Raw genomic sequence first — 11,341 nt, 5'->3', positions numbered from 1 at the left:
CGTTCAGAGAGGGGCCCGCCGGGGCGGGAGGGGCGGCCGGGGGGGTGCGGGATCCGGGGGAAACTGGGAGTGGCTTGACCTTGGGTGACCCCGGGGGTTGACATCGGGGGTGGCAGGCTCGCCTGCATGCGCGCTCGGGGGATCTCGCTGCTAGGCGTCCTGCTGGTCGCCGTGTCCGGCTGCGCCGAGGTGCGGGCCGGGGCGCCGCGTACCGCCGCTCAGGGGGTGGTGGCCCAGCACGTCCCCCGGGAGGCGGCCGGGACCGGCGGGGAGCTGTCCGGAGAGGCGCGGGCGCGGCTGGACCGGACGCTGGGCCGGTACGTGAAGGGCCGGCCGGGCAGGGTGGCGGTGGCGGTGTACGACAGGACCGCGGGCGTGCGGTACGCGTTCCGGGACCGGGAGCCGTTCATGCTGGCCAGCGTGGCGAAGGTGGACATCCTGCTGGCCCTGCTGCTGCGCAGGCAGCGTGAGCACCGCAAGCTGGACGCCTACGAGCGGACCCTGGCCGCACGAATGATCCGCTACAGCGACAACGACTGCGCGCACGAGCTCTACCTGACCATCGGCGGCCGGCGGGGGCTGGCCGGGATGTTGCGCGCGCAGGGGGTGCGCCACACCACGCCGGGGTCGGGCCTGTACTGGGGGGCGACCATGAGCAGGCCGTCGGACCAGGTGCGGGTGCTGGAGCGGCTCACCGATCCGGCGGGCCCGGTGTCGGCGGCCAACCGTCGTTACGCGCTCGGGCTGATGTCGTCGGTGGAGCCGTCGCAGGCGTGGGGCGTGAGCGCGGCGGGCGAGCGGGCGGCGTTGAAGAACGGCTGGCTGCCCGCCGACGCGCACGACGGCCTGTGGACGGTCAACAGCGTGGGGCGTCTCGTCGTGCACGGGCACGAGCTGCTGGTGGCCGTGCTGTCGGAGCGCAGCCCCACGATGGCGACGGGTGTCGCCACGGTGGAGCACGTCGCCAAGCTCGCTGTCCGGGCGGTCACGGCGTCGGCGCTCTGACCCGTACGGGAAGAGCTACCCGCAGCACCCTCCACCGCAGCAGCCGCCACCGCCACCGCCACCGGCGGGCCGGGGGGTGGCGGCGGAGCCGGTCATGGCGACCGTGGACAGCAGCTTGACCGTGTCGGCGTGCCCGTCGGGGCAGGTGGCCGGATCGTCGGACGCCGACATGGGGCGGGACAGCTCGAACGTGGAGCCGCAGGCGCGGCAGCGGTAGTCGTAACGCGGCATGCCACCAGGTTAAGCCTGGAAGGTCACCTGGGCGTAGTCGGAGACGGGTTCGAAGCCGATCGACCGGTAGACGGCGTTGCTGGTGGGGTTGGCCAGGTCGGTGAACAGGACGACCTCCTCGCAGCGTTCGGCCAGGCCGGTGCGGCTGGCGAAGGCGGTGACGGCGGCGCCGTACCCTCTCCTGCGCCGCGACGGCGGCGTGTAGACGGGACCGATGCGGCAGACGCCGCCGGCGGCGGGCGAGAGGCCGGCGAGCGAGGCGGGGGTGCCGTCGTCCTCCCAGAGGAACAGCTCGCGGGCGGCGATCCGCCGGGCGGTGTCGGCGGCGATGTCCTCGCCGGCGTTGAGCTTCACCTCGGCGAAGAACGCCTGCGTCCAGGCGACGAGCATGGGCAGGTCGGCGCCGGTGGCGAGGCGACCGGAGCCGGGCACGTCGGGGACGGTGAGGGTGCCGAGCCGGTAGAGGCGTTCGCTGATCACGTCGCCGTCGCGGCCGAGGGTGCGGGCGACGGCCCGGGTCAGTTCGAGCGGGCCGACGATCTCGGGGACGTCGCCGCCGAGGGCCTCGACCAGCGGGGGGACGGCCTCGGCGGGCATGAGGCCCAGGCAGATGGGCCGGGGCGGGGTGCGGAAGGCCGCACCCCGCACCTGGCCGCCGTCGGTCCACCAGCCGAAGTAGGCGCCTTCGGCCGGCATGCCCCGGCGCAGGTTGGCGAGCACCGTGAGGAGCACCGTGTTGCCCACCGGGTCGCTCAGCAGGAACGGCTCAGCCTCTCGGGCGTACGCCTCGACGTCGGTCGTGATGGTCCACATGCGTGCATGGTGCCAGGGCATGACGAAGGCACACAAAGGTTTTCAGGCGGCGGCCTCCAGGTAGGGCGCCCATTGGGGGTCGCCGACGAGCGAGGCGCCGATGAGCCGCCAGTGGGCACCCCGCGGCACCGCCGGGGCGACGCGCAGCGTCCACCCCAGCTCCTCCAGGAACTTGTCGGCCTTGCGGTGGTTGCACTGCGAGCACGAGGCCACGCAGTTCTCCCACGAGTGGGGGCCACCCCTCGACCTGGGGATGACGTGGTCGATGGTCTCGGCCCGCTGCCCGCAGTAGGCGCAGCGGTAGTCGTCGCGCCGCATGAGGGCGGCCCTGGTCAGGGGGATGCGCGACCGGTAGGGGATGCGGACGTATCGTCTGAGCCTGATCACCGAGGGGACGTCGAGCGTGCAGCTCGCGGAGCGCAGCACGGCGCCCCGCCCGTCGCGGTGCACGACGTCGGCCTTCTCCCGCAGCACCAGCACGATGGCGCGGTGCAGCGAGAGCGTGGTCAGGGGCTCGTAGGTGGCGTTCAGCAGCAGGACTTGGCGCATCATCGGGCCTCTCCCCGCTGCGCGCGTATCAAAGGAGACATGCCACGGCATGTCCCGGCTATTCGCCCCTCCTGGGGCTTGGACGTTCCCGTCACGTGGACCTCCGCCGGACGGTCCAGCGGATGGACACCACGGCACCGTCCTGTCAGCAGTCTGGCGTTTCCCGCGTGGTCCCCGCCACCCCTTAACCTCCAGCCGGAATGACCAGAGGGACGCACGGTACGTTTTATGCCCGCATCACCTGGGCTTTACGCCATCCACGGCGCCTTCGCCGTTGCCGTAGGGTTCGAGCATGACGCGAGAGCCCTATCCAGCCGCACCCCGCGAGGAGACCGTCGATCTGGTCCACGGGACGCCCGTGCCCGACCCGTACCGCTGGCTGGAGGATCCGGACAGTCCGGAGACGGAGAGTTGGCTGCTCGCGCAGGCGGAGCTGTTCAAGCGGGAGGCGGAGCCGCAGCGGTTCAAGGAGCGCATCGGGGAGCTGCTGAGGTCGGGGTCGGTGGGCACGCCGACGTGGCGGGGCGAGCGCCGGTTCTTCAGCCGCCGCACGCCGGATCAGGAGCACGCGGTCTACTACGTGGCCGACGCCGATGGCAAGGAGCGGGCGCTCATCGATCCGATGGCGCTGGACGCGACGGGGCTGACGACGCTCGACACGGTCCAGCCCGACAAGGAAGGCCGGCTGCTCGCCTACCAGATCTCGGTGGGCGGCACCGAGGAGTCGGTCCTGTACGTGCTGGACGTGGCGACGGGCGGGCGCGTCGAGGGGCCGATCGACCGCTGCCGTTACTCGCCGGTGGCGTGGCTGCCGGGCGGCGAGGCGTACTACTACGTGCGCCGGCTGCCCGCCACGGAGCTGCCGGAGAACGAGCGGCAGTTCCACCGGCGCGTCTACCTGCACCGGGTCGGCACGTCCACCGAGGACGACGTGCTGATCTTCGGTGACGGCATGAAGATGACCAACTACTACGGCGTCTCGGTGTCGCGCGACGGCCGCTGGCTGCAGGTGTCGGCCAGCGAGGGCACCGCGCCGCGCAACGACCTGTGGGTGGCCGACCTGACCGCCTCGCCGCCGGAGCGGCCGGCGCTGCGCGTGGTGCAGGAGGGCGTCGACGCGCAGACGGGGCTGGTGTTCGGCCGCGACGGCAGGCTCTACGTGCACACCGACCGCGACGCGTCGCGTGCCCGGATCTGCGTCGCCGACCCGGCCGAGCCGGGCCACGAGAGCTGGCGCGACCTGATCCCGCAGGATCCGGAGGCGGTGCTGTCCGACTTCGCGATCCTCGACGACCTGGAACGCCCGGTCATGCTGGTGAGCTGGACGCGCCATGCGATCAGCGAGATCACCGTGCACGACCTGGAGACCGGCGAGCGGCTGGGCGAGGTGCCGACGCCGGGGCTGGGCACGATCGGCGGCCTGGCCGAGCGGCCGGAGGGCGGCCACGAGGCCTGGTTCGGCTACACCGACAACACCACCCCGCCGTCGATCCAGCGCTACGACGCCAGGACGGGCGAGACGTCGCTCTGGGCGGCGTCGCCGGGCGCCGTCGTGGTGCCGCCGGTCCGCACCGAACAGGTGGTCTACCGGTCCGCGGACGGCACCGACGTGCGCATGCTGGTGATCTCGCCGGTGTCCGGCTCGGGCCCGCGCCCCACCATCCTGTACGGCTACGGCGGGTTCGGGCTGTCCATGACGCCGGGCTACTCGGCGTCGATCCTGGCCTGGGTGGAGGCGGGTGGCGTCTACGCCATCGCCCAGCTGCGCGGCGGCGGCGAGGAGGGCGAGGAGTGGCACCGGGCGGGCATGCTCGGCAACAAGCAGAACGTGTTCGACGACTTCCACGCGGCGGCCGAGCACCTGATCGCGACCGGTGTGACGACGGCCGACCGGCTCGGCATCTCCGGCGGCTCCAACGGCGGCCTGCTGGTGGGGGCCGCGCTGACGCAGCGCCCCGAGCTGTACGAGGCGGCCGTCTGCTCGGCGCCGCTGCTCGACATGGTGCGGTATGAGCGGTTCGGCCTCGGCGCGACGTGGAACGTCGAGTACGGCTCCGCCGACGATCCCGAGCAGTTCGGCTGGCTGTTGGGCTACTCGCCCTACCATCACGTGGTGGAGTCGGTGAACTATCCGGCGACGCTGTTCACGGTCTTCCAGTCCGACACGCGTGTGCATCCCCTTCACGCGTGGAAGATGTGCGCGGCGTTGCAGCACGCCTCCACCGGCGACCGGCCGATCGTGCTGCGCAACGAGACCGAGGTGGGCCACGGCGCCCGCTCGATCAGCCGCAGCGTCGACCTGTCGGCCGACACGCTCACCTTCCTGGCCAAACATCTGCGCCTATAGTCGGAGGCATGCTCGACGTCCTGGAGGTCGCGCCCAGCGCCGCCCTCCGGCCGTACGCGATCCGGCTGAGCGCCTACCGCCAGGCCGGGCCGGTCACGCGGGCGGAGGCGGCGATGCCGGGCTCGGTGCTCATCGTGCACTTCGGGGAGGCGATGGAGGTCGCCGGCGAGCGGGTGATCTCGTTCGCGGGCGGCCTGACCGACCGCTTCACCCCCACCCGCACGGCCGGGCCGATCGAGGGCGTGCAGATCGACCTCACCCCGATCGGCGCCAGACGCCTGTACGGGATCCCGATGCGGCACCTGACGAACCGGGTGCTGCCGGTCGAGGACCTGCTCGGCCCCTGGGCGGCGACGCTCGTGGCCCGGCTCGCCGAGACCCGGTCGTGGCGCGGCCGGCTGGCGCTGGCCGACCGGCTGCTGGCGGCGCGCATCCGGGCCGGGCCGGAGCTGGGCCCCGAGGTGGCGTGGGCGTGGGCGCGGCTGCTGAGGTCGGGCGGCGACCTCGGCGTGCCGGTGCTGGCCGAATCGCTCGGCTGGAGCCACCGCCACCTGGTTTCCCGCTTCCACGACCAGATCGGGCTCACGCCCAAGACCGCGGCCCGGGTCATCCGGTTCGCCCGCGCGGCGCGCCTGCTGCGGGCCGGTCGCGGCATCGCCACGGTGGCCGCCGAGTGCGGCTTCTACGACCAGGCGCACATGAACCGCGAGTTCAGGGCGCTGGGCGACACGACACCCGGTCAGATATGTCCAAGACCCTGGCGCGTGCCGGCCGCAGACTGGGAAACATGACGCGAACCGTTTACGCCCGGGCCCGCTACCAGGACTGCGAGGCCGGGATCGACTTCCTGATCCGGGCCTTCGGGTTCACCGTGCACGAGCTGTCCAAGGACGACCGGGGCGCCGTCGAGCACGCCGAGCTGCTCGTCGGCGACGACCTCGTCATGGTCGGCCCCGGCGTCACCGGCGGGCCCGGCGTCTACGTCGCCGTCGACGACGTGGACGCCCACCACGACCGGGCCAGGGCGGCCGGCGCCGAGATCACCATGGGCCTCACCGACCAGCCGTACGGGTCCCGCGAGTACGGCTGCAAGGACCCGCAGGGCAACACCTGGTACTTCGGCACCTACCGCCCCTGACCGCCGCGCCGCCCGGAGGTGTGAGAGCCCGCCGGCGACGCCTGGGCGCATGCCCGTCCCGCCGGTGACGGCCACATCCTCGTGCGGCGATCACTTCGGCGTGCCGGCCGGCCTCGGGAAGTAGTGGCGCAGCACCGGATGCCAGCGGTTGCCCGCCACGCCGTGCAGCGCCGCGACGCCCAGGCAGTACTTGCTGACGCTCACCGGCCGCACGCCCAGCCGGCGCAGGATGCGGTCGGCCGCCGCGTCGCCGCCCGCCGACTTCGATTCCAGCAGGATCCGGTCGTGCCGGGCGGCCAGCGCCCGCCGCCCGTCGCCGTACACCAGCCCGGTGTCGCAGGTGAGCCGGGCCGAGCCCGACCTGTCGACCAGCGTCACCCGGCGGTAGTCGGTGGACAGCACCGGCCCGAGCGACTCCGGCCGGGCCAGCCGCAGCCCGCCCGCCAGCGTGTCGGTGACGTAGTCGAGCGCCTCCTGGGTGAGCGCGTCCGACGGGGCCACGTCGTACGGGATGCGATGCTTGTCGGTGTTGCCCGACGCGCCCTTGAGCTTGACCTCCAGCCACCGGCCGCCCCCGTCCAGGTACGTGCGCGTACGGATCTTGAAACGGCGGCGGCGGTCCTGCCGGTGATGGCGGAAGGTGAGCAGGTCGGGGGTGTCGAAGTAGGTCGAGGTGTAGCGGAACTGGCGCCGCCCGCCGATCCGCAGCACCGCGAACCCGTCACCGAGCTCGGCCGCGAGCCGGGCCATCGTGGCGGCGTTGACCAGATACTTGCGGTCCACCCGGGACATCAGCCTCGACGTCGCCGTGACCTCCTCCAGCGTGACCGGCGGCAGCTCGGCGGCCACCCCGGCGAGCAGGATCCCCGCGTCCGTCATCGCCACGCCCCCGCCTTCGTCTCGCGCGTCTGCGGCACCTGGAAGCGGACGTCCACCACGGACACGTCCCGGACGTAGTCCACCTGGGTGACGGCGCACTGCAGCACCTGCGCGCCGAGGCGGCTCTCCAGGTCGGCGCGGAGCACGGCCGGGTCGGAATGCACCACGTCCAGCGTCACCACCTGGTGGCGGGTGCGGCCCAGCAGGCGTGGATGGTCGGCCACGTACATGACGGTCAGCAGCACCACGTCCAGGAAGAGCGCGGTCAGCGGCCAGGTCGCCGCGATGGCGTTCACCAGGCCGAGCGCGATCGCCACGAAGTAGTAGGCGATCTCCTCCTGGGTGATCTCGTCCGAGCGGAGCCGGATGATCGCCAGCACGCCGAACAGGCCGAACCCGACCGCCAGGTCCACTCTCTGCACGAGCAGCAGGGACACCACGGCGAAGATGCCCACGTTCAGTGCGACGTAGGCGAACAACAGGTCGCGCCGGTGATGGCGGCGGAAGTACAGGCCGTAGGCGAGCGTGATGATCGCCGCCAGGTCCATCGCGAACCCGAGAATCGTGGTCGCTCGCAAGGTTGCCTCCGTAATGGTGAGCTGTTGGTGAACAGCCTGGCGAGCGGCGGTGAAGCGTCAGTGAGGCGATCGTGAGGGAGTTCTCATGCGCGTGCCGCCGGGGAGGGTCCCCCGGCGGCACGGTGTTCCTCTAGGAGGCGAAGACGACCACGTTGTCGCGGTAGCTGCGGCGCTTCCTGTCGAAGTCGCCGCCGCACGTGATCAGGCGGAGCTGGGCGCCCTTGCCTGATCCGTACACCTTCGCGTTGGGGATCCGGTTCTTCGGATAGCGGGCCAGGCCGGAGACCGTGAAGGTCACCGTGGTGCCGTCGGCCCGGTCGACGTGGATGCGCGCGCCCCGCTTCAGCTCGCGCAACCGGTAGAAGACGGCGGGGCCGGTGCGGGAGTCGACGTGGCCCGCGATCACCGCCACGCCCTTCTCCCCCGGCTCGGGGCCCGCCTGGTTCCAGCCCGCCCGGTCGAACCGTTCGGGAGCGACCAGGCGGCCCTCGGTGTCGAGCCGCAGCGGGACCACCCTGGTGGTGACGCCGATGGACGGGATGCGTAACGTGACCGGGTTCGCCGCGTCCCGTACGGCGACCACCGCCCCGGCGCCCACCGGCGCTGTGGCCGCGCTCGCCGGCGAGGCGGCGGCCGTCACGGCGATGACGCAGGCGGCGAGTGCGGCCTGGGCCCGTCGCGCCGCCACGTCAGCCCCTGCCCAGCTTCCGCGAGATCAGGTACGCGCCCATCAGCATGACGCTGATGCCGCCCAGGGCCAGCAGCACCGCCGTGACGCCGGTGCCATCCGTGCTCTCCGCCGAAACGGCCCGCTGCTCGCTCAGCCGGGTGGCGCTCCCCTCCACCACCACCGACCCGCCCATCCCGGTCTCGACCCCACCATGCGGCCGATCGTCGTCACGGGCGGTGCCACCCTGACCGGTGTCGACCCCGCCACGCGGCCGATCATCGTCACGGGCGGTGCCACCCTGGCCCGTGTCGACCCCGCCGCGCGGCCGATCATCGTCACGGGCGGTGCCACCCTGGCCCGTGTCGACCCCGCCGCGCGGCCGATCATCGTCGTCGTCGTCGCGCACCGTGCCACCGTGGCCGGTGTCGACGCCGCCGCGCGGGCGATCATCGTCGTCGTCATCGTCGTCGGCCGCCGTGACGTGCGTGGTGGCCGGGGTGGTGGTGGCGTGCGCGTGGGGGGTGACGAGCGGCATGCTCGCGATGCCCAGCCCGGACACGATCGCGATGGCGAGCATCAGCCGCCGTAGTGCCAGTACCATCGGTGCCTCCTGTGGAGCCGTTCCTGTGGACGTCTCCACCCTCCGGCCCGCCGGTTGGCCCACCGTGAGCACCACATGAGAGACCTGTCACGTGGCCCGCAGCCGGTACCCGGTGCCCCTGACGGTCTCGATCCGATCGGCGCCGATCTTGCGCCGCAGGTAACGCACGTACACGTCCACCACGTTCGACCCGGGGTCGAAGTCGAACCCCCACACGTGGCTCAGCAGCTGCTCGCGCGTCAGAACCTGGTCGGGGTGCCGGCAGAAGACCTCCGCCAGAGCGAACTCCCGCGTGGACAGGTCCACCGACCGCTCCCCCACGTACGCCCGCCGCGTGCGCAGGTCGAGCGCCAGGTCGGCGACCCGGAGCACGGTCACCTCGGGCGCCCGGTCGGCGCGCAGCCGCAGCCGCACCCGCGCCAGCAGTTCCTCGAACGCGAACGGCTTGGCGATGTAGTCGTCGGCCCCGCCCTCCAGCCCGGCGACGGTGTCGGTGACGCTGTCACGGGCGGTCAGGATGATGACGGGAAGGGCGACCTTGGCCTCGCGCAGCCGCCGCAGCACGGTGAACCCGTCGCTCAGCGGCAGCCCGATGTCGAGGATGAGCAGGTCGAACGCACCGCTGCTGGCGACGTCGTAGGCCGCGACGCCGTCCTCGACGACGGCGGTGACGAAGCCGTTGCCGCGCAGCCCCTTCTCCAGGAAGGAGGCGATCCTGGCCTCGTCCTCAGCGATCAGAATGCGGTTCACAGCATCTCCCGGAGCGGAATGGTCATGACGAAACACGCCCCGCCGCCGGGGGCGTCCACCACTGTGACGGTGCCTCCGTGCGCCTCGGCGATGGTGGTGACGATGGCCAGGCCCAGCCCGGCGCCGTCGTGGCCGCCCGTACGGCCGGAGCCGCGCATGAAGCGGCGGAAGATGCGTTCGCGGTCGGCCGGCGGCACGCCTGGCCCGCTGTCGCGGACCCACAGCTCCACCGAGCCGTCGCGGACGGCTGAGCCGACGGCGATGAGGTCGCCGTCGCCGGTGTGCCGGACGGCGTTGGCGGTGAGCTGCATCATGGCCTGGGTGAGCCGCTGCCGGTCGGCCGGCATGCGGGCCTCGGCCACCTCGTCGACCCGCCAGCGCCGATCGCCGAGCGCCCGCGCCTTGGCGACCACGCTGACGGTGAGGTCGGCGAGCTCGACCTCGTCGATGTCGAGGAAGCCGGGCTGCTCGGCCTTGGCCAGCGTGAGCAGGTCGTCGACCATCCGGTTCATGCGGTCGAGCTCGTCGGTGACCAGGGCGAGCGTCTCGGCCCGGTCGGCCGGGTCGTCGCCCATGAGCTCCAGGTGGCCGCGGATGACGGTGATCGGGGTGCGCAGCTCGTGCCCGGCGTCGTCGACGAAGTGCCGCTGCACGGCGAACGCCTGTTCCAGCCGGTCGAGCATGGTGTTGAAGGTCGCGGCGAGCGCGGCCACGTCGTCGTTGCCCGGCACGTCGAGCCGCCGGGTCAGGTCGGAGGAGTCGCTGATCTGCTCGGCGGTCTGGCGCACCAGCCGCACCGGGGCGAGCACCCGGCCGGCGACGAACCAGCCGGCGGTGCCGGCCAGCGCGAGCGCGCCCAGCGCGGTCAGCGACAGCACGCGGATGGCGTCCGTGGTGTCGTCGCGGTACTGGTCGTAGAAGAGCGCGATGACGAAGTGCCCCTGGCGCGGGTCACCGGCCACCGTGACGGGGATGACCGCGTACCACACGGTCCCCGCGGCGCTCTCCCACCTGCCGTCGACCGGCTCGGTGGCTGCGGCGAGCCGGGCGACGAACGCGCCGTCGCCGTCGAGGTCGGCGGGCGGGGTGACGCCGCTCTCCTTGTCGGGGGAGCCGTCGACGATGCTGAAGAACGTCTCCCACCGGTCGGGCGGGTTGTAGGCGAGGTAGCCGGACATCAGCTTGGCCACCTCGGCGACCGGCTGCCCGGTCTGCGGGTCGAGCGCCGTGGCGGCGTAGCGGCGCAGCTTCTCGGCCTCGTTGCTGAGCTCGGACTCCATCCGGCTGTCGAGCCGGTTGAGCAGGATGGTCCAGGTGGCGAAGATGGACACGGAAAGGGCCAGGCCGACGACCGCGAGCATCCAGCCCACGATCCGCCCCCGGGCGGTCACGCGCATGCCGGAGCCTGATCAGTCGTCGTCATCGCCGCCGTCATCGTCGCCGCCGTCGTCATCGTCGTCGCCACCGGGCCTCGGTGACGGCGGCTTGACCGGCTCGGCCTTGGTCTTGCGCTTCGAGGGCGAGGCCGTGGGTGTGGGCGTGGGCGTCTCGGGGGGTGTGGTCCCCGGGGTCGCGGTCCGCTCCGGGGTCGTGGCCGGGGTGCCCCCGGAGTTCGCGGTGTGCGACACGACGACGGGCCCGCCCAGCTCCGGCCCCCTTCCCGCGACCTGCGCGAGCCCGTACGCCATGAACCCGGCCAGAGCCACACCGACCAGGATCACGACCAGGGGTGCTCGACGTTTCATGGCATCGAGCATGCCGCCTCCGGAGGAGACCACGC

The 11,341-nt window shown here is 72.6% G+C and carries 14 protein-coding genes; 4 read left to right on the top strand and 10 right to left on the bottom strand.

What is annotated here, in order from left to right; genetic code table 11:
• Positions 1–126: 126 nt before the first annotated feature.
• A complete protein-coding gene (locus ADY59_RS28610; RefSeq protein WP_049568184.1) occupies positions 127–1,005 on the top strand; it encodes a serine hydrolase in 879 nt (292 codons plus the stop codon).
• Positions 1,006–1,020: 15 nt separating this feature from the next.
• On the opposite strand, the gene ADY59_RS28605 is transcribed toward ADY59_RS28610, so the two are convergent.
• The 3 genes from ADY59_RS28605 to ADY59_RS28595 are packed head-to-tail and all read right to left on the bottom strand — an operon-like array spanning position 1,021 to position 2,598.
• Positions 1,021–1,236 carry an FmdB family zinc ribbon protein gene (locus ADY59_RS28605; RefSeq protein ID WP_049568182.1) on the bottom strand — a complete coding sequence of 72 codons (216 nt, stop codon included), beginning with the start codon at positions 1,234–1,236 and terminating at the stop codon, positions 1,021–1,023.
• Between the two features lie 9 nt (positions 1,237–1,245).
• Positions 1,246–2,049, bottom strand: a complete 804-nt coding sequence (locus ADY59_RS28600; RefSeq protein WP_063780808.1) for a GNAT family N-acetyltransferase — start codon at positions 2,047–2,049, stop codon at positions 1,246–1,248.
• A gap of 42 nt (positions 2,050–2,091) precedes the next feature.
• Positions 2,092–2,598: an HNH endonuclease gene (locus ADY59_RS28595; protein ID WP_049568196.1), complete on the bottom strand. Its 507-nt coding sequence runs from the start codon at positions 2,596–2,598 to the stop codon at positions 2,092–2,094.
• A gap of 292 nt (positions 2,599–2,890) precedes the next feature.
• Here ADY59_RS28595 and ADY59_RS28590 point away from each other — a divergent pair, with 292 nt between their 5' ends.
• Genes ADY59_RS28590 through ADY59_RS28580 form a run of 3 tightly spaced genes read left to right on the top strand, consistent with a single transcriptional unit; the run spans position 2,891 to position 6,083 of the window.
• Positions 2,891–4,945, top strand: coding sequence for a prolyl oligopeptidase family serine peptidase (locus ADY59_RS28590; protein ID WP_049568177.1), 2,055 nt, complete (start codon positions 2,891–2,893; stop codon positions 4,943–4,945).
• Between the two features lie 8 nt (positions 4,946–4,953).
• On the top strand, positions 4,954–5,736 hold the full coding sequence (locus ADY59_RS28585; protein ID WP_049568175.1) for a helix-turn-helix transcriptional regulator: 783 nt from the start codon (positions 4,954–4,956) through the stop codon (positions 5,734–5,736).
• Positions 5,733–6,083, top strand: coding sequence for a VOC family protein (locus ADY59_RS28580; RefSeq protein ID WP_049568172.1), 351 nt, complete (start codon positions 5,733–5,735; stop codon positions 6,081–6,083). Before ADY59_RS28585 ends, ADY59_RS28580 begins: the two co-directional genes overlap by 4 nt.
• 90 nt (positions 6,084–6,173) lie before the next feature.
• On the opposite strand, the gene ADY59_RS28575 is transcribed toward ADY59_RS28580, so the two are convergent.
• The 7 genes from ADY59_RS28575 to ADY59_RS28545 all read right to left on the bottom strand — a co-directional run bounded on the left by ADY59_RS28575 (position 6,174) and on the right by ADY59_RS28545 (position 11,306).
• Complete coding sequence (locus ADY59_RS28575; protein WP_049568193.1) at positions 6,174–6,962, bottom strand: polyphosphate polymerase domain-containing protein; 789 nt, start codon at positions 6,960–6,962, stop codon at positions 6,174–6,176.
• Positions 6,959–7,510 (bottom strand): DUF4956 domain-containing protein, encoded by a 552-nt coding sequence (locus tag ADY59_RS28570; protein WP_049568169.1) that lies wholly within the window; start codon positions 7,508–7,510, stop codon positions 6,959–6,961. Before ADY59_RS28570 ends, ADY59_RS28575 begins: the two co-directional genes overlap by 4 nt.
• A 160-nt stretch (positions 7,511–7,670) precedes the next feature.
• Positions 7,671–8,228: a class F sortase gene (locus tag ADY59_RS28565; RefSeq protein ID WP_049568166.1), complete on the bottom strand. Its 558-nt coding sequence runs from the start codon at positions 8,226–8,228 to the stop codon at positions 7,671–7,673.
• 1 nt (position 8,229) lies between these two features.
• On the bottom strand, positions 8,230–8,811 hold the full coding sequence (locus ADY59_RS28560) for a hypothetical protein (RefSeq protein ID WP_049568164.1): 582 nt from the start codon (positions 8,809–8,811) through the stop codon (positions 8,230–8,232).
• 87 nt (positions 8,812–8,898) lie between these two features.
• Complete coding sequence (locus ADY59_RS28555) at positions 8,899–9,561, bottom strand: response regulator transcription factor (protein WP_049568161.1); 663 nt, start codon at positions 9,559–9,561, stop codon at positions 8,899–8,901.
• Positions 9,558–10,958, bottom strand: coding sequence for a sensor histidine kinase (locus ADY59_RS28550; RefSeq protein ID WP_049568158.1), 1,401 nt, complete (start codon positions 10,956–10,958; stop codon positions 9,558–9,560). The genes ADY59_RS28555 and ADY59_RS28550 overlap by 4 nt, the downstream gene beginning before the upstream one ends.
• A gap of 12 nt (positions 10,959–10,970) precedes the next feature.
• A complete protein-coding gene (locus ADY59_RS28545) occupies positions 10,971–11,306 on the bottom strand; it encodes a hypothetical protein (protein WP_156325794.1) in 336 nt (111 codons plus the stop codon).
• Positions 11,307–11,341 lie beyond the last annotated feature (35 nt).

The sequence above is a fragment of the Nonomuraea sp. SBT364 genome (assembly GCF_001083785.1).
Taxonomy (GTDB): Bacteria; Actinomycetota; Actinomycetes; order Streptosporangiales; family Streptosporangiaceae; genus Nonomuraea.
The sequence above is the reverse complement of the archived record's forward strand: the minus strand, read 5'-3'. Positions and strand labels throughout refer to the sequence as shown.